Origin of the sequence: Paraflavitalea speifideaquila (genome assembly GCF_032395985.1) — a bacterium.
Lineage (GTDB): Bacteria > Bacteroidota > Bacteroidia > Chitinophagales > Chitinophagaceae > Paraflavitalea > Paraflavitalea speifideaquila.
The window spans coordinates 2,177,885-2,193,267 of record NZ_CP135920.1 but is presented as its reverse complement, the minus strand read 5'-3'; the positions used below and the strand labels follow the sequence as shown (position 1 = coordinate 2,193,267).

Below are 15,383 nucleotides of genomic sequence, written 5' to 3'. Positions count from 1 at the left end.
GCTGATTAATGCGAATTACGCTAAATAACACGACTTGTGGCGAATTAATAAAAAACAGCCAGGTCATTTTACGGCACTTCGACGGTTACCAGGCAATTTTCGACCCCTGGACCCCGCTCCGTAAAGGTCGAATAAAGCAAGCGGGTTGGCGAACTGCTTTTAAAACCGCCGCCTGGCTGGTTAATATTGTTGCTCCAAAAACTGTCAATATGAAAAATGCCATTGCCCGCCGCGATTGGCTGAAGCAGGTGTCCATGGCGGCAGCAGCCACGGGTTTCATACCTTCCCTGTTTGCCGGGGAAAAAGAAGTGATCCATTGTCAGCCAACCCGATTCGCCTGCATGCCAATGAAAATCCTTATGGTCCCTCTCCCCTGGCCCGTACGGCCATGGTGGCAGCGGTAAACGGTTCCAACCGTTACCCCTGGGACCTGACCACCACCTTGCGCGAAAAGATCGGGCAGCAATACCAACTCACGAAAGACCATGTGATCATGGGGGCAGGATCTTCGGAGATACTGGGTCTCACGGCCGGTTTTGCAGCCTTACAAAAGGCAATATGGTATGTGCTTCGCCCACTTTCAACCTGTGGATGACAACCGCTCAAAAGCAGGGTGTACAGCTGCTGGAAGTGCCTTTAACAGCTGGCAAAGAACATGACCTGCCGGCTATGTTGAACCGGATAACCGCTGATACGCGGCTGGTATACGTTTGCAATCCCAATAACCCCACAGGTACGCTGGTAGACCATGACAATCTGAAAAACTTCGTTTCCGCTGCTTCGCAGCGTACGCTGGTATTGCTGGATGAAGCATACCTGGAATATACAACAGCCCCTTCGCTGGCTTCCCTGCTCAACAACAATAAGCAATTGGTCATCGCTAAAACCTTTTCCAAGATCCATGGCATGGCGGGCGCCCGGATTGGCTATGCCCTTGCGCATCCTGATTTGATTACCAAGCTTAATGGATTGCAACCCTGGGTCAATGCCGGTCCCAGTGCGGTATCGGTAGCAGGCGCACTGGCCTCACTAGACGATACCGGCTTTCTCAACAGGTCTATAAGGGACAATGAAGCGGTGCGTGCTTACACTACTCAGGCACTCCAGGCAGCAGGATTACCGGTGATCTCTTCCCATACCAATTTCCTGTATTACTCCATCCAACGGGACAAAGGAGATTTTCTGAAAACGCTGGCCGACAACCAGATCAGGGTAGGCCGTGTGGTAGAAGAAAATGGCAGGTGGGTAAGGGTCAGCATCGGCACCCGCGATGAGATGGAAAGCTTTGTTAAGGTACTCAAAAGATCTTTCACCATTTAATACCACGATCATGAAATTCATTTACTCCATCCTGCTATGGATAACAGCTTTATTGATTGCCAAACCTATTACGATGTTAGCACAAACCAATACTGAAGAAACTGCGGTAAGGGCCTGCCTGGACAACTACATGAGTGGCGACGGCGACCGGATGGAAAAAGCATTCCACCCATCGGCCTCCATGAAATACATTGATTATCAAAGTGGGGAATTTAAAGATGTACCTATTGCGGAATTCATTGCCCGTGTTAAAGGCAATACCACGAAGGCGGAAAGGAAAATAGGTATCGTGAGCCTGAATATGGAAGGCAATGCCGCCCAGGCCAGGATCAAGATAGAAACGGCGCAGGTATTCATGTATGATTATATGAACCTGCTTAAGATAAACGGGGAATGGAAGATCGTCAGTAAGATCTTCTCCCGTCAGAACAAATAGGGGAAAGTATAGCCATGATTAAGATTTAGGAAGGGCACGGGTACACCTTGTCCTGAGCTGCCTACCCGCAGGGGACAGGGGCCCTTAAGGTGAGCCGCTCTGCATTGCTGCATTTGCCTGGCTGCAGAGCGACCCACCTTTGTGCCTTCCAACAGCTTTCTTAGTTAAATGGCATTGAATTACTGTTCACAACAATCGCTTATTCACTAGTTGCAAAAAGGCATCGCGGTAAGAAGCGCTTACGGGCAGTTTCACCTTGCCAATAACGACCTGGTTATCGGCAATATGTTGTATGTGGTCGATGTTCACAATATAGAATTGTGGATGCGGATAAAATTAGGTGGCAGTTGTTCTTCCAATTCTTTCATCCGTTTATAGATCATCATCTTGCTATCCACCATCACCATGTTCACATATTCTTTCAATGCTTCCAGGTATAAAAGTTTATCGTATGCCACTTTGATCAGTTGTTTGCCTGACTTTACAAATATGTAACCGGTACCGGCAGGTACTTCTTTGATCGCTGTTTCGGGGCGGGGTTGGGCAAACAGGGTTTGCGCTTTGGTAACGGCCTGCATAAAGCGTTTAAAAGTAACTGGCTTTAGCAGGTAATCCACTGCATTGTATTCATACCCCTCCAGAGCATAGTTGGCATAGGCGGTGCTGAAAATAATATGCTGGTCTTTGGGCAATAGGGCCGCCAGGTCCATGCCGGTAAGCTGGGGCATATTGATGTCCATAAAGATCAATTGCACCTTATCGGATTTCAGGAATTCCAACACTTCAAAGGCATCATAACATTTTGCTTTCAATTGCAGGAATGGCACTTTGCGGATATGGTCTTCCAGCAATTGCACCGCATTGGGCTCATCATCTACTATGAGGCAGGTAATGGTACTCACAAGGGTATATTTAGGTGTGCCAAAAACAATCCATCTTTTTTTCTCTGCCTGAAGTTGGTATTGCAGCCCATACAGTAGTTCCAACCTCGACTGCAGGTTGGCCAGCCCATTGCCACCAGGCTGCTTGGGTTCTATCTCTTCAAAAATCCTGTTCCATACTTCCATATCGAGCCGGTCTTGACTGATGGTTAGTTTCACGATCAACAGGTTCTCTTCACTTCGTTTATTAATACCATGCTTGAACACATTCTCCACCAAAGGTATCAATAACATGGGAGGAATGCTTACGCCATTGGGTTCTCCCTGAATATCAAAGTCTACCTGCAGCGGATGCCGCATCCGCATCTTTTCCAGGTGAATATAATCCTTGATAAAGTCGATTTCGTGGGTAAGGAGGATCTTCTCTTTGGGGCCTTCATCTACAAAATAACGCATGATGTTGGACAGGCGTTCCAACAAGCCCGCCGTGGTGGGTGATTCCCGCTGCGCTACAAAGTAGATGTTGTTGAGTGTGTTGAAGAGGAAATGGGGCTGCACCTGTGCTTTCAGTAAGTTGAGTTCGGCTTCGGCGGTACGTTTTTGCAGTTGTTCCTGTTGTTTGCGCATTGTATAGTAATCAAAGGCCAGGCGAAGGGGCAGGCTGAAAAGATAAATCAACAGGTGAAGGAAAAGAAACAGCATATAGACCCTCAGGTGAACACCCCCTTTCATATCGGGAGTTTCATTCATCTTTCCGGAAAAGGTACGTCCAATCCACACCTGCACATTTACCACACACCAGGTACATACTACCAGCAGCGCAATCACCAATAATAAATACAACCATTTCTTCTGGCGCCGGTAGAAATATGGTACCAGCCAACAGGCATTTACATACATGATAGATGCATAGAAAAAGGAATTACAAATGGCGTAGGCGGCTGACCTGGCAAACATCCCCCTTCATGGTAGAACAGCAGGAACATTATGACAGTAATAAATATCCAGACCACCACCTGGATATATACCATGTTAAACTCCTTTTTAAATAGTTTCATACAATATCAAATGTAAGCTTCCCTGATAATTTTAGCTGGCTGCTTTCAACCAATGCCTTGTTTTCTTCAATGGTCCAACCCGTTTAATCAATGACCATACCCATTGAAAATACAGGCCCTATAATTGAATCCATTTGTTGCCCTGCCAGCTGCATTCCAAATTTGTATTCTAAAATTAACCAATATGGACAGGTTTTTATTATTAGCCATGACCTTACTGCTTACCAATATCATCCATGGGCAATCGGTATTGAAAGCAGGCGACCCCACCATCCGGTATGACCTCATCAAACCCGGTGTGAGCTTGTACAAAATTGCCACTACTGATTCGGCTGGCAAGGTTTTGAGTGAATTTACCTGCCGGCATACTGTTTCCGTAAATAGTGCCAAAGGATGGGTCATACTTACCCAAAACTACCAATTGCCCGATGGCCGCAGCCTGCTCGATTCTACGATTGCCAATATCAGTTCCCTGGCGCCTGTACGTATGCGGATGGTGACCACCCCGCATTTTATGAACATGAACCTCGATTTCCAGGCCAGCGCGGTACATGCCATTGCCGATAAGGGAGGCAAAAAAAACGGATACGCTGCACAGCATGGAAGCAGGTTATTTTGATTCCAATCTATTGGAGTACCTGTTTGGCCTGCTGCCTTACAAAAAGGTTTCCAGGCCACGGTAAATGCCTACACTTTTGAACGGAGCGGGATGGACCCCTGGCAGGTGGAATATGTGGGAGAAGATATGATCACGGCCGCCGGAGGCGGGCTGGTTTATTGTTATGTAGCCAAATGCGGCAATGCCGGCAATGCGCCGGATGGACTGATGTGGATTGAAAAATTAACGGGTAAGGTGATCAAACGGGTGGTGCCCATGGGGAAGATGTACTATGTGATCACGAAAGTATAGCCATGAAAAAGTCCGAAAGACCGGAAGTCCGGGAAGTCCGAAAGATTATATTTCTTACGGGCTTCCCGGCTTTACTGACTTTCGGACTTTCCGACTTTACTGACTTTCCGACTTTAAATATGCATACCGGGGAACCAGGGTCTGGCGATGCCTTCACGGAAAGGCCAGGGCACGGAAACCAGGATAATGATAAGGGCTATTAAAAGAACCAGAAAGCTTTTTATGGGCTGTATAATCAACTGCTCTTTTACTTTACCACGGCCAATGGTGATGAGCACAATGGCGATCAGCATACCACTAATGTGTTCTACAGCATAAAAACGGAAAATGCTGTTCTTCATCACGTCTCCCATACCTGCATTTTGGATCAGCTTTAGTCCCCAGGGACCTGCTATCCACTGATACAAGCCGATCACAAAAGTAGTGTGCGCTGAAATCATCAGGAACAGGTCTACCTTTTGGTCACCGGCATTCACCAGCCGCTTTTTATTCATACCAGTGAGGTGACGGAACAAGGCCACGAGTAATAAAATAAAGATTACCCAGCGAAGTAAATTGTGCAGATGTAGCAAACCAGTATACATAATTGACGATTTGAGGTGTAGAATTTCAAAATCCGGCCAAAGCTACAACCCAAATCCCAATTAAAGGGGAAGTGTCGACATCTTTTTGGCGCCTCCCTACTCTACCCAATCAGCTAAAAGATGTTGGTATCGCGGGTGCCTCCATTATTGCGGTTGCTGCAAAAGACAAACTTCTTACCGTTGGGGCTGAACATGGGGAAGGCATCGAAGCCTTTATCGCGACTGATCTTATGCAGGTTGGTGCCATCTTCATTGATGGTATAAAGGTTAAAGGGAAAACCCCTTTTGTATTCGTGGTTGGATGCAAAGATGATTCGTTTGCTATCGGGCATATAAGCAGGCGCCCAATTGGCCTGTCCATAAGCGGTTACCTGGCGGGCATTGCTACCATCGGCATTGGCTACCCACACTTCCATATTGGTAGGTGCTACCAGGTTTTCGGCCAACAGGTCTTTGTATTCTTTAATAGCTGCTTCAGTTTGAGGGCGGGAAGCGCGCCAGATGATCTTTTGCCATCGGGGCTAAACCAGGCGCCACCATCATAACCCAGGGTATGCGTGATCCGCTTTTCTTTACCACTCCTGAGGTCCATAATATAGAGCTCTATATCTCCATCTTTTACACTGGTATAGATCATTTTTTTCCATCGGGCGAAAGGGTGGCTTCTGCATCGTATCCATTGGAATGGGTCAGTTGTTTTACAATTTTACCATCCAGGTCGGCCATGAAAATATCAAAGCTGGCATACAGGGGCCAGATGTATTTATTGCCGTACTTGGAGCGGTCGGGTACAGGCGGGCAATCGGGGCTGCCTAAATGGGTGGAAGCGTATATGATATGTTTACCATCATTGGTAAAGAAACCACAGGTAGTACGTCCTTTGCCGGTACTGACCAGTTTGTACTCAAATTTTTCGCCCTGGGCGGGTACTTTTCCTACAAACATCTGGTCACAAGCCAGGCCTTCTTTGGCATTGGTACGTTGAAAAATAAGGTACTTGTCATCATAGCTGAAATAGGCTTCGGCATTATCGCCCCCAAAAGTTAGTTGCTGAATATTCTTAAAATGTGTTTCTTCGGGGTATAAGAGGGTATCACCGGCAGGTATTACTTCAGCAGGAAGCGAGTTACGGGTCTTGAATGCAGCGATGCCAATAAAAACCAGGATACCTATTACCAAGAAGGAAAGGAGTTTTTGCATTGTATACATTTTTTAATCTGCCTGCCTGAACAGCGGGTGCAAAGGTATAATTGGAGAGGGTCCTTTATTGTCAGAATATTGTCATAAGCGACATCCCTAAAAACGGTTAGTTTTGTTGTATGATACAGAGATGGAAAACCATTGGATATTGTTTTTTGGCTCTCCTCCTAGCAGGTTGCGGGCCAGAGAATAAGAAGGAACCAGCCAATTTATTGTCAAAACCACCCTATGCAGGACTGACGGACAGTATCAAAGCTGCCCCTCAAAATGCCGAGTTGTACCTGGCCCGGGCCACCGTCTGTCGCAGCACAACCAGCATGAACTGGCTACAGCCGATTATGAAAAAGCCTGGACCCTCGCACCAGCCGAAGGTACCGCCCTACAATACATTTCCAATTTAATGTTGGTTGATCAGCCTGCAACTGCGGTTAAACTGTTAAAAGCCTGTATTGAAAAGTACCCTGACAATACGACCTTCCGTCGCCGGCTAAGTGAGGTATTTGCCCAGGTGGGCAATAGTGAGGATGCCCTGGACCAATACAACCAACTGCTGGCCAAGGATTCGCTGGATTTTGAGACCTGGTACGAAAAAGGCAATCTATTGGTGCAGCTACAGGATACAGTGGCTGCCATACAGGCCATGGAGCGGTCGTATAGCTTGCAACCCATTAACTATACGGGCCTGGCATTGGCCAACCTGTATGCATCTACCAAGAATCCCAAAACACTGGTTATATGCGATGCGCTGATAGCCCGGGATACTACCTTTATCAATGAAGCCACCTTCCTGAAAGGTGCTTACTATTCGGATACCAGGCAATATGCAGCTGCGCTGGAGCAGTTTGAAGATTGTATTAAGCGAAACTGGAAGTTTACGGATGCTTATATAGAAAAAGGGATCGTGCAGTATGACCAAAAGCAAGCGCAAAAAGCCCTGAAACCTTCAGGATGGCAGCCACGGTATCTAATACGAGTGCCGATGCCTATTACTGGATGGGTCGTTGTTATGAGGCTTTGCGCCAACCTGAAGAGGCGCTGCAAAACTATCAACGTGCGCTTTCGCTCGACAAAGGATTTGATGAAGCGAGGGAGGGAATCAGAAGGTTAAAAGGTTAATATGTTGAACGGTTTAAAAATTGAAAAGGGAAAACACTTTTGACGCTTCAACGCTTCAACCTGCAAACTCTTCGACCTATCAACTTGTCAACCCGTTAACTTGCCAACCGATCAACAATTCAACTTAACAACATGCCATTAATAGCACCATCTTTATTAGCGTCTAATTTCTTGAAACTGCAGGAAGAATGCGCCATGCTCAATGAAAGCGAGGCCGATTGGTTCCACCTGGATGTGATGGATGGTGTTTTTGTGCCCAATATTAGTTTTGGACTGCCCGTAATAGAACAGATACGGACCACTACTAAGAAGACCTGTGATGTACACCTGATGATCATACAGCCCGAACGGTATGCGGAAGCTTTTAAAAGGCCGGCGCCGACATCCTGACGGTACATATAGAAGCCTGCACGCACCTGCACCGGAATATCCAACAGATCAAATCGCTGGGTATGCAGGCAGGTGTTTCACTCAATCCGCATACGCCGGTTGACAGCCTAAAGGATATACTGGACGATATAGACCTGGTATTGCTAATGAGTGTAAACCCAGGATTTGGTGGACAGTCTTTTATCCTGCATACTTTACAAAAGATAAAGGAATTACGCCGCATGATCGACGAGCGAGCGTTGAATACAAAGATTGAGATCGATGGCGGGGTAACGCTCGAAAATGCAGCGAATATTGTGCACGCCGGAGCCGATGTATTGGTAGCCGGTAGTACTGTATTCAAATCACCCGATCCCAAAGCTACGATCCGACAGCTGAAGCATATTGCATAATAAAGTCGGGAAGTCCGGAAGACCGGAAGTCGGGAAGACCGGAAGTGCTAAAGGTTATATTGCTTGCGGACTTTACTGACTTTCCGACTTTCGGACCCTTCTAAATAGTTTTCCGGCTTTGCAAACTTTCGGACTATGAAAGATCTCTTTTCCCAACAGGCAGCGGCTTATGCCCGTTACCGCCCTGTATATCCACTCGGTTTGTATGATCACCTGGCCGGGTTAATTACCCAACGTGGTATGGCCTGGGATTGCGCTACGGGCAATGGGCAGGCAGCCATTGAGCTGGCCCGTTATTTTGATATGGTATTTGCCAGCGATATCAGCGAAAAGCAATTAGTGCATGCGCCACCCCATGACCACATCACTTATTTCATAGCTCCTGCCAATGCCTCTGGCCTCCCGGATCACAGTATTGACCTGATCACGGTAGCCCAGGCTTATCACTGGTTTGATTTTACAGCCTTCCGGCAGGAAGTAAAGCGGGTGGCAAAACCAGGCGCCCTGTTAGCCATTTGGGGGTATGGCCTTATTCAAACTGGGGATGCCGTATTGCAAACAATTATCCATGATTTTTACCGGTTAAAAACAGGCCCCTATTGGGATGCTGAAAGAAAATACGTAGACGATCAATATACCACTGTTCCTTTTCCTTACGCCGAACTCCCCCCCTGCCTTCTTTATTGAGGTAGAGTGGACCAAAGAAGATCTGATAGGTTACTTCAATACCTGGTCGAGTGTGCAGCATTTTATAAAAGCCAATGGCTATAATCCTGTGGATGCACTGGCCGAAACGGTCCACGCTGTATGGCCCGAACAGGAAGCGAGGTCATTCTACTTCCCCTTATTCCTGCGGATGGGACGTGTTGAATAAAGTAATACGGGCAATACAAGCAATACGCCTAATAAGGAACACAAGAGGCCGCCGATGGTACCTACCCCTAATGCAAACCAGAATACTTCCTGTTGACCTTCCATCAAAAAAGGCACAAAACCACAACAGGTGGCCAGGGTGGTAAGCAAAATTGTCCGCGACCTGTTCATTACCGCTTTTATCAGTAACCTGTTAGATAGTTGTTGGGATTTCCCCCTTCTCAGATTATTAAAATCATTGACAATAAAAATGGAGGCATTGGCCACGAGCCCTCCCAGCATCACAAATGCTGCATACCCACCCTGATCAAAAAAAAGAAACCACCTGCTGCAAAAGCGATAAACAATCCAATAAAGGAAACAGGAATGGTACAGATAATAGCCAGGGGTTGCTTCAGGCTTTCAAACAGTATACTTCCAATAATAAAAATGGCCAATAAAAGCAGTCCGATCAGCAGGTACTTTCTACCAGCCCCATCCGATTCCCCTTTCCACTTTTGCTTTATGGCACTATACCCTACGGGCATCTGCTGCTTCATTTCGGCCAGCACCTGTTTTACATACTGGTTGCCAAATTCCAGTGAACCATGGTACTCAAAACCGACCACCCGCACGTATTGCCTGTCTTCTTTTCTAACGTTGCCTGCAGTGGGCATATAGCTTAGTTGTCCCAACTGACCTATCCGCGTAAGCCGGGCACTATCGAGTTGGAGGTTATTGTATTGCAGATCATGGATGGAATAATCAGCAGCTCCCATTTCTTTCAGGTAAACGGGATAGTAGCGATTGTCCAGTGCTACTTGCGCAAATGCGCCCGCTGGCAGGGCCAGGTAGCTGAGTTTTTGATGACGGCATACTGATTGGTGCCTTGCAACGCCATCTGAAGCGGGTCCAGGGATAAGATATATTCCTGCGCCGGCTTGTCGTCCTCCTCCAACTGATCATTACGGTTTACTTGTTGTATACGGGGGTGCTGTAATAATTTGCTTTCCAACAAACTTACCTGCTTATCCAGGGTTGCGTAGTTGTATCCCTTCATGATCACCCTAAATTGAGGGATCTCAGCTGCACCTGCATTTGAAAATCCATTTCCCACGCCATAAATAGTCCAGTCTATACCGCCCCAATCCAATGACCGGGCAATGAGTTTGGATTTTAAGTTGAATGGGAGGCCAGTTTGTTCAAATTCTTCCTTAAAGGTAATTTCAATAGTTGCATACTGACCACTGTACACGGTGGCCACAAATTTGTCAACCTGGTTTACTGATTTCAGGTATGATTCCACCTCACCAATGATGTAATTCATTTGTTGGGGACTATTACCATAAGGAAGTGCAGTGGATACAAATAACCTGGTTTTACCGGGATCGCGGTAGCCGCTTTTTTCATACACATTGTTTACAAAAGCATACAGAGAACCTCCCAGCCATTTGTTAATACGTGGTTTTATTGTTTCGCGGTATTGCTGGTTGCCCGCAAGGGTATTGTACCAACGGTGGTACCATTTGTCTCCTATCCATTCATCAGGCAGCATAAAAAAAGGTAATCCAAAACAAAGTACTACCCCAGCAAAAAGTCTTCCGGTAAGCAGCCAATCCAGCTACCAGCTTTTGGTAAGCGGCAAATACCAGTTGCCTGCGCCTCATAAAGCTTATACGAAAAATTCTTTTATGGCCCTGCGGCCTGGCCAGGTAAAAATGCACGGCAGGTGTAAACCAGAGCGCGGTTACAACGGATGCTAACAGGGAAAGTATGATAATGACAGCAAAATCGACCAGGTTGGCTTTTTCTTCTTCGGGCAGAAAGGCTACCAGCCCAAGGGCTGCTATGGTAGTAAACGTTGCTCCCAATATAGGCAATACGATCTTCCTGTTCAAATACCTGCTATAATGATCCATCATGACAATACAATTATCCAGCATGATGCCAAAGGAAATGGCAAGACCTGCAATGGTATACAAATGGATATTGACCTTAAAAAGCCAGGCAGCCAACAGGGTTAGGCAAAAGCTCACCAGCAGGCCCAGCAGCAGTGTGGCCAGATACCGCCCATTCCGGTAAACGAGGAAAATAAATAAAATGAGTATAGCTACTGATATAAGAGCCCGTTTCCAGGTCTTTGTGATTTCCTTCTCCAGGAAAACGGTATTATCATATTCCAGCCTGATGGCAATATCTTTGGACAATCCGGCTTGCACCTTCGTTATGACCTGCTTAGCCTGTTGGCTCACGAGCACATTGTTTTCACCTTCCCGAACATATAAACTCAGGTTAATGGAATTGTTGCCATTGATCCGGAAATACCGTTGAACTTCCTGTTCTTCCAGGTATACCTGGGCTATATCCCGTAAATAAACGGGCTGGTTATTGTTGCGTATTATTTGAAAACGACCTATATCATCCAGTGACAGACCGGCACCAGTGATCGTTAACTGGTATTGCTTTCCATCTTCACCTGAAATACCGGTCGAATACCAGGGAGACAGCCGGTTAATCACCTGCTGCATAATAGTACCAGGGTCAATATCCCAGCTATTGCATTTATTCTTATCAAACTGAATGGTTACCTGCAGTCCTTCGGCCCCCGACAACCGCAGGTCGGAAATGGTGTTGATGCCGGCAAAGGATTTACGCAATACATCTTCTACTGCCTGCCTGATATAAAAAGGCTGAAAAGGTGCATTAATAGAATATACCAGCAAGGGCGATTTGCCGGCAGCCTGGTTATTACCATTCGCAATAGCAGGATAGGATGTCTTTGGAGGTAAGGAAGGATATACCTGACGTAAGATAGCCGCCAACTCAAACTGCTTGTATTCTATATCAACACCTTCTTTGAACTGCAATTCTACATAACCGGTATTGTACCCCGAAAAAGAGACAATATGTTCAAGGTCACCCATTTGCGAACAAGCCCCTTCAATAACCGAAGTGACCTGTTGTTCCATTAGCTCAGGGTTGCTGTCGCCTACCGAATACATCACCGAAAGCATGGCAGGCTGCTTATGTGGCAGCAGGTCTACACGTAGCCGGGGAATGATGAACAAACTGATCGTTGACAAGGCAAGGAACAGCAGCATAATCCGAAAAGGGTGCTTTATGTTTACTGACACAAGCGATGGTTTATTGTTTGAGTTGTGTAATGGAAGTCGACTAGGTCAAAAAATTATTGTTCAACAACTTTGACATGATAATTTCATTAAATTAGTTAACTATTTAAACATTCAACCTTATCACCCTAATGGCCAGGCAAATTATATCCCGTTTGAAACGGCTTGACGCCCTCATTGCTGCCAAGAGAACCGGAACGCCTAAACAATTAGCCGAGAAGCTAGGCCTTTCTGAACGCACTGTTCGCAACTATATTACCACGCTTAAAGAACTTGGCGCTCCTATTCATTACGACAGAAAACGTCAAAGCTATTATTATATAGAAGATGGCCACTTCAGGTTTACTTTTGAATCACTTGCGCATCAATTGCCTGTGATGGCGTAACCATCCAGGTGTAACTCGCTTACATTCCTACACGGAAAGTAATCATACCTAACGGTATATGTATATTATAGCTGTAAAAAGTTCGCGGCAAATCACTTTCCGTGAATCATTCTAGTTTTGGATATACATTTCCCCGTAAGCGCTTATGGGGAGTGTTTAACCAATTTCATCAACTTAAAACGCAAAACAATGATTAAGAAAATTATGAGATTTGCAGTATTGCCTGCCCTCGCCATGTCAGCCGTAGTAGGACTGAGCTCCTTCCAGGATGAAGCAGTTGGCGTTATTGCAGAACCAGCACCTGCCAAATATGTTTGTATCGTAAGCTCCGATTCAACCAAGAACACGGGCAAATGCAGGGCTTTGTCCAGCGGCAATGGAGATATGTGCTTCACATTTGGCAGCGGTACTGCCTGCTCAGGCGATGCGCAGACTGCTACACCTGCACCAACCAACCCTTAGTCCATTGACAAAAGTCAACCTGGTATTTCCCTAGCCTCTTTTCAGGTTCATGGAGTACCAGTATCAGAACAAATAAGGGCAAGAGCAGTATGTACAGCAGCTCGTTTGTCCTTGTTTGTTTTAACCGCTTTCGGCGTTTTCTCCCCTCGCAATCGGCCTTCAATCTACCCACTTACCCTCGTTCCTACACGAAAAAGTGATCATACCTAACGGTATCTTACTGATATCGCTGAAAAAAATTCGCGGCAACGCAGTTACCGGGAAGGGTTTTAGTTTTGAACTCCCATCCTCATAAGCGCTTATGAGGAGTACCAAATCAATTTCATCAACATTAAATGCAAAACAATGATTAAGAAATTTATGAGATTTGCCATGTTGCCTGCCTTTGCCCTGACAGCCATTGGAGGTCTCAGTTCATTCCAGGATGAAACAGTGGGTGTTATTGAGGTAGAAGCACCTGCCAAATACGTTTGTACGGTGAGCTCTGATGCAAGTAAAAACACTGGAAAATGCAGGGCCTTATCCAGCGGCAATGGAGATATGTGTTTCACTTCAGGAACCGGAACTGCCTGCTCAGGCGATGCTACGGTTACTCCGGCCCCAGCTCCGACTCAACCTTAATAGCTTGACAAAAGTCAATCCGGCATTTCACTAAACCTGTTTAAAGGCCATCGAAATGTCTATACTAAACAAACAAGGGCAAAGGCAGTCTATACAACAGCTTATTTGTGCTTGTTTGTTTGTATTACCAGTCCCGCCTTTCTTCATATTGAGCAGGAGCCCATTCGCTACCAACACTAAACCTTACCGCAAGATGTTTAAACATTTCACTACTTTCTTTGCATTGTGCTGTGTTGCTTTCATTTTCAATGGCTGTGAAGGCGCTGATCCCCTCACCTCTTATTATGAGCCAAAGAATGCAAAAGAATTTGAAGAAAGCTATACGCTTCAACCTGTCAATACTGCCAGTTTTTACCTGGATAAAGAATCCACCTTTATCAATAATTCGGTAAGTTATTTTTCCACCAGCGACAGTCAATCCTGTTATTCCTTTCTCAATGCCATTAACAACAGTATCTCGATCTTTGACTTTGTCTCCAAAAAGGAAATAAAAAGATACTGCTACAACGTGAAGGACCGGATGGCGTAGGCAAGCTCGAATTCCCATCGGCCCATTTGGTGGTCAATTTAGACAGCATTTATGTATACAATATCATGGAGGGGCGGTTGTACCTGGTAGATCAATATGGCAAGGTTAAAAACAAGATACTGCTGATTGATTATATACACGACAAATACAATGGTTGTCCTGAGCCCAATACGGGCTCGCCCATGGTTAAGATCAACAACGATATTTATTTTCCCTGCAACCTCAATGCTTATCAAAGGTCTTATTCAAGCTATCATTCGGTATTAAAATTAAACCTGCTCACCAATGAGATCAGCTATTTGTTCAAATTGCCCGAAGTATATGACAAAGCTTTTTGGGGTGAGTCGTTCAAATATGTGGTCTCCTTATGTTATAACCCCGAGGAGGATAAACTGGTGCTGAATTACCCGGTCGATCCCTTCCTTTATATCAGTAGCACTGCCGGCGCGATCCAGGGGAAGACGTTTGTGGGATCAAAATTCTTTGAAGGCATTCCTCCCATGACGCAGGATGTTGAATATGGGGTTAAAAAGGACCAAAACGTAAAGGATGTCCGGCAAAAGGAATACAGCCTGAGTACACCTGATTACAACAGGATCATATACGATCAGTTCCGTAAGGTTTATTACCGGGTTGTCTACCTCCGGCCTTCGGTAACTGAGGTGCGGAAAACAATACGGTACCCAGCTTATCGGTATTGATCCTTGATAATAAGTTGTCTAAAATGGGAGAGCTGTTCCTGGATAGTAAACTGTACGATCCCTCTATGATCTTCGTTTCCAGGCAGGGTTTGAATTTTGCCAGGAAGGACCTGTATAAACTGCATGAAGACTCCATACAATTTGATGAATTTAAACTGTCCAAAAAGTGAAAACAATATTATACGGTGGCGTAGCCTTCTTCTTACTCCTGGCAGCCTGCGCTACCAAAAGCAAGTATTATCCCTATCAATCCAGGCTTTTACTGCTGGGAGGCAATAAACTGACGCATAAATATTCGGCTGTGATCCTGATCCCCCAGGAGGGGTGCGGGGGTGCATCAGCAATGCCACTCATTACCTTACGGAACATATTGATTCGCTTGCCCAGGTAGCTGTAATTTTTACCGGGGTAAGA

At 45.8% G+C, this 15,383-nt stretch carries 24 protein-coding genes and 2 pseudogenes; 16 read left to right on the top strand and 10 right to left on the bottom strand.

All coding sequences use genetic code 11. The annotated features are described in order from the left end of the window. The first annotated feature begins 316 nt into the window (after positions 1-316). Genes RS881_RS15170 through RS881_RS15160 form a run of 3 tightly spaced genes read left to right on the top strand, consistent with a single transcriptional unit; the run spans position 317 to position 1,756 of the window. On the top strand, positions 317-595 hold the full coding sequence (locus tag RS881_RS15170; protein WP_315821851.1) for a hypothetical protein: 279 nt from the start codon (positions 317-319) through the stop codon (positions 593-595). Next, the gene (locus tag RS881_RS15165; RefSeq protein ID WP_315821850.1) at positions 559-1,320 is read left to right on the top strand and encodes a pyridoxal phosphate-dependent aminotransferase; all 762 of its coding nucleotides are present in this window, start codon (positions 559-561) and stop codon (positions 1,318-1,320) included. The genes RS881_RS15170 and RS881_RS15165 overlap by 37 nt, the downstream gene beginning before the upstream one ends. A gap of 10 nt (positions 1,321-1,330) precedes the next feature. Next, entirely contained in the window at positions 1,331-1,756 is a 426-nt protein-coding gene (locus RS881_RS15160; protein WP_315821849.1) for a nuclear transport factor 2 family protein, read from the top strand. Positions 1,757-1,942: 186 nt separating this feature from the next. On the opposite strand, the gene RS881_RS15155 is transcribed toward RS881_RS15160, so the two are convergent. Together RS881_RS15155 and RS881_RS15150 are read right to left on the bottom strand one after the other, a co-directional pair. Then, on the bottom strand, positions 1,943-2,065 hold the full coding sequence (locus tag RS881_RS15155) for a hypothetical protein (protein ID WP_315821848.1): 123 nt from the start codon (positions 2,063-2,065) through the stop codon (positions 1,943-1,945). Continuing rightward, complete coding sequence (locus RS881_RS15150) at positions 2,062-3,594, bottom strand: histidine kinase (RefSeq protein ID WP_315821847.1); 1,533 nt, start codon at positions 3,592-3,594, stop codon at positions 2,062-2,064. Before RS881_RS15150 ends, RS881_RS15155 begins: the two co-directional genes overlap by 4 nt. A gap of 285 nt (positions 3,595-3,879) precedes the next feature. Here RS881_RS15150 and RS881_RS15145 point away from each other — a divergent pair, with 285 nt between their 5' ends. Beyond that, the gene (locus RS881_RS15145) at positions 3,880-4,314 is read left to right on the top strand and encodes a hypothetical protein (RefSeq protein ID WP_315821846.1); all 435 of its coding nucleotides are present in this window, start codon (positions 3,880-3,882) and stop codon (positions 4,312-4,314) included. A gap of 90 nt (positions 4,315-4,404) precedes the next feature. After that, the gene (locus RS881_RS15140) at positions 4,405-4,605 is read left to right on the top strand and encodes a hypothetical protein (RefSeq protein WP_315821845.1); all 201 of its coding nucleotides are present in this window, start codon (positions 4,405-4,407) and stop codon (positions 4,603-4,605) included. A 113-nt stretch (positions 4,606-4,718) separates the two neighbouring features. On the opposite strand, the gene RS881_RS15135 is transcribed toward RS881_RS15140, so the two are convergent. The 4 genes from RS881_RS15135 to RS881_RS15120 form a co-directional block, all read right to left on the bottom strand. Then, positions 4,719-5,189 (bottom strand): hypothetical protein, encoded by a 471-nt coding sequence (locus RS881_RS15135; RefSeq protein ID WP_315821844.1) that lies wholly within the window; start codon positions 5,187-5,189, stop codon positions 4,719-4,721. 113 nt (positions 5,190-5,302) lie between these two features. Then, a complete protein-coding gene (locus RS881_RS15130; protein WP_315821843.1) occupies positions 5,303-5,635 on the bottom strand; it encodes a TolB family protein in 333 nt (110 codons plus the stop codon). Then, entirely contained in the window at positions 5,617-5,826 is a 210-nt protein-coding gene (locus RS881_RS15125) for a TolB family protein (RefSeq protein ID WP_315821842.1), read from the bottom strand. The genes RS881_RS15130 and RS881_RS15125 overlap by 19 nt, the downstream gene beginning before the upstream one ends. Further along, positions 5,823-6,389 carry a TolB family protein gene (locus tag RS881_RS15120; RefSeq protein ID WP_315821841.1) on the bottom strand — a complete coding sequence of 189 codons (567 nt, stop codon included), beginning with the start codon at positions 6,387-6,389 and terminating at the stop codon, positions 5,823-5,825. The genes RS881_RS15125 and RS881_RS15120 overlap by 4 nt, the downstream gene beginning before the upstream one ends. A 400-nt stretch (positions 6,390-6,789) precedes the next feature. On the opposite strand from RS881_RS15120, the pseudogene RS881_RS59475 reads away from it, so the two are divergent. The 4 genes and pseudogenes from RS881_RS59475 to RS881_RS15100 all read left to right on the top strand — a co-directional run. After that, a pseudogene (locus tag RS881_RS59475) lies at positions 6,790-7,014 on the top strand (tetratricopeptide repeat protein); the annotation flags it as partial. Positions 7,015-7,337: 323 nt separating this feature from the next. Then, positions 7,338-7,505, top strand: coding sequence for a tetratricopeptide repeat protein (locus RS881_RS59470; RefSeq protein WP_350340127.1), 168 nt, complete (start codon positions 7,338-7,340; stop codon positions 7,503-7,505). A 132-nt stretch (positions 7,506-7,637) separates the two neighbouring features. Beyond that, positions 7,638-8,287, top strand: a pseudogene (gene rpe / locus RS881_RS59465) (ribulose-phosphate 3-epimerase). Between the two features lie 135 nt (positions 8,288-8,422). After that, a complete protein-coding gene (locus RS881_RS15100; RefSeq protein ID WP_315821838.1) occupies positions 8,423-8,974 on the top strand; it encodes a class I SAM-dependent methyltransferase in 552 nt (183 codons plus the stop codon). Positions 8,975-9,121: 147 nt separating this feature from the next. Here the strand turns inward: RS881_RS15100 and RS881_RS15095 are convergent, their stop codons facing one another. From RS881_RS15095 to RS881_RS15080, 4 genes are read right to left on the bottom strand one after another with little or no spacing between them, the layout of a single operon-like run. After that, the gene (locus tag RS881_RS15095) at positions 9,122-9,442 is read right to left on the bottom strand and encodes an efflux RND transporter permease subunit (protein WP_315824487.1); all 321 of its coding nucleotides are present in this window, start codon (positions 9,440-9,442) and stop codon (positions 9,122-9,124) included. Continuing rightward, complete coding sequence (locus tag RS881_RS15090) at positions 9,442-9,918, bottom strand: efflux RND transporter permease subunit (protein ID WP_315821837.1); 477 nt, start codon at positions 9,916-9,918, stop codon at positions 9,442-9,444. Before RS881_RS15090 ends, RS881_RS15095 begins: the two co-directional genes overlap by 1 nt. A 38-nt stretch (positions 9,919-9,956) precedes the next feature. Further along, positions 9,957-10,694: a hypothetical protein gene (locus RS881_RS15085; RefSeq protein WP_315821836.1), complete on the bottom strand. Its 738-nt coding sequence runs from the start codon at positions 10,692-10,694 to the stop codon at positions 9,957-9,959. Further along, positions 10,684-12,273 carry an efflux RND transporter permease subunit gene (locus tag RS881_RS15080; RefSeq protein WP_315821835.1) on the bottom strand — a complete coding sequence of 530 codons (1,590 nt, stop codon included), beginning with the start codon at positions 12,271-12,273 and terminating at the stop codon, positions 10,684-10,686. Before RS881_RS15080 ends, RS881_RS15085 begins: the two co-directional genes overlap by 11 nt. Before the next feature lie 152 nt (positions 12,274-12,425). Here RS881_RS15080 and RS881_RS15075 point away from each other — a divergent pair, with 152 nt between their 5' ends. The 7 genes from RS881_RS15075 to RS881_RS15045 all read left to right on the top strand — a co-directional run bounded on the left by RS881_RS15075 (position 12,426) and on the right by RS881_RS15045 (position 15,360). Further along, a complete protein-coding gene (locus RS881_RS15075; RefSeq protein WP_315821834.1) occupies positions 12,426-12,656 on the top strand; it encodes an HTH domain-containing protein in 231 nt (76 codons plus the stop codon). 204 nt (positions 12,657-12,860) lie between these two features. Continuing rightward, positions 12,861-13,118: a hypothetical protein gene (locus RS881_RS15070; protein WP_315821833.1), complete on the top strand. Its 258-nt coding sequence runs from the start codon at positions 12,861-12,863 to the stop codon at positions 13,116-13,118. Between the two features lie 360 nt (positions 13,119-13,478). Continuing rightward, positions 13,479-13,739, top strand: coding sequence for a hypothetical protein (locus RS881_RS15065; protein WP_315821832.1), 261 nt, complete (start codon positions 13,479-13,481; stop codon positions 13,737-13,739). A gap of 193 nt (positions 13,740-13,932) precedes the next feature. Then, on the top strand, positions 13,933-14,268 hold the full coding sequence (locus RS881_RS15060) for a hypothetical protein (RefSeq protein WP_315821831.1): 336 nt from the start codon (positions 13,933-13,935) through the stop codon (positions 14,266-14,268). After that, positions 14,235-14,969, top strand: a complete 735-nt coding sequence (locus tag RS881_RS15055) for a DUF4221 family protein (RefSeq protein ID WP_315824486.1) — start codon at positions 14,235-14,237, stop codon at positions 14,967-14,969. The genes RS881_RS15060 and RS881_RS15055 overlap by 34 nt, the downstream gene beginning before the upstream one ends. After that, positions 14,966-15,139, top strand: a complete 174-nt coding sequence (locus tag RS881_RS15050; protein ID WP_315821830.1) for a hypothetical protein — start codon at positions 14,966-14,968, stop codon at positions 15,137-15,139. Before RS881_RS15055 ends, RS881_RS15050 begins: the two co-directional genes overlap by 4 nt. Continuing rightward, positions 15,136-15,360, top strand: a complete 225-nt coding sequence (locus RS881_RS15045) for a hypothetical protein (RefSeq protein WP_315821829.1) — start codon at positions 15,136-15,138, stop codon at positions 15,358-15,360. The genes RS881_RS15050 and RS881_RS15045 overlap by 4 nt, the downstream gene beginning before the upstream one ends. Positions 15,361-15,383 lie beyond the last annotated feature (23 nt).

What these genes read in the sequence shown, in the direction of transcription:
- RS881_RS59470 (WP_350340127.1), top strand. Translation starts at nt 7,338, where the DNA reads ATGGCAGCCACGGTATCTAATACGAGTGCCGATGCCTATTACTGGATG.
- RS881_RS15125 (WP_315821842.1), bottom strand. Translation starts at nt 5,826, where the DNA reads ATGATCTATACCAGTGTAAAAGATGGAGATATAGAGCTCTATATTATG.
- RS881_RS15100 (WP_315821838.1), top strand. Translation starts at nt 8,423, where the DNA reads ATGAAAGATCTCTTTTCCCAACAGGCAGCGGCTTATGCCCGTTACCGC.
- RS881_RS15070 (WP_315821833.1), top strand. Translation starts at nt 12,861, where the DNA reads ATGAGATTTGCAGTATTGCCTGCCCTCGCCATGTCAGCCGTAGTAGGA.
- RS881_RS15135 (WP_315821844.1), bottom strand. Translation starts at nt 5,189, where the DNA reads ATGTATACTGGTTTGCTACATCTGCACAATTTACTTCGCTGGGTAATC.
- RS881_RS15160 (WP_315821849.1), top strand. Translation starts at nt 1,331, where the DNA reads ATGAAATTCATTTACTCCATCCTGCTATGGATAACAGCTTTATTGATT.
- RS881_RS15150 (WP_315821847.1), bottom strand. Translation starts at nt 3,594, where the DNA reads ATGTTTGCCAGGTCAGCCGCCTACGCCATTTGTAATTCCTTTTTCTAT.
- RS881_RS15140 (WP_315821845.1), top strand. Translation starts at nt 4,405, where the DNA reads ATGGACCCCTGGCAGGTGGAATATGTGGGAGAAGATATGATCACGGCC.
- RS881_RS15145 (WP_315821846.1), top strand. Translation starts at nt 3,880, where the DNA reads ATGGACAGGTTTTTATTATTAGCCATGACCTTACTGCTTACCAATATC.
- RS881_RS15165 (WP_315821850.1), top strand. Translation starts at nt 559, where the DNA reads ATGGTATGTGCTTCGCCCACTTTCAACCTGTGGATGACAACCGCTCAA.
- RS881_RS15085 (WP_315821836.1), bottom strand. Translation starts at nt 10,694, where the DNA reads ATGCTGCCTGATGAATGGATAGGAGACAAATGGTACCACCGTTGGTAC.
- RS881_RS15095 (WP_315824487.1), bottom strand. Translation starts at nt 9,442, where the DNA reads ATGCTGGGAGGGCTCGTGGCCAATGCCTCCATTTTTATTGTCAATGAT.
- RS881_RS15120 (WP_315821841.1), bottom strand. Translation starts at nt 6,389, where the DNA reads ATGCAAAAACTCCTTTCCTTCTTGGTAATAGGTATCCTGGTTTTTATT.
- RS881_RS15060 (WP_315821831.1), top strand. Translation starts at nt 13,933, where the DNA reads ATGTTTAAACATTTCACTACTTTCTTTGCATTGTGCTGTGTTGCTTTC.
- RS881_RS15065 (WP_315821832.1), top strand. Translation starts at nt 13,479, where the DNA reads ATGAGATTTGCCATGTTGCCTGCCTTTGCCCTGACAGCCATTGGAGGT.
- RS881_RS15090 (WP_315821837.1), bottom strand. Translation starts at nt 9,918, where the DNA reads ATGGGAGCTGCTGATTATTCCATCCATGATCTGCAATACAATAACCTC.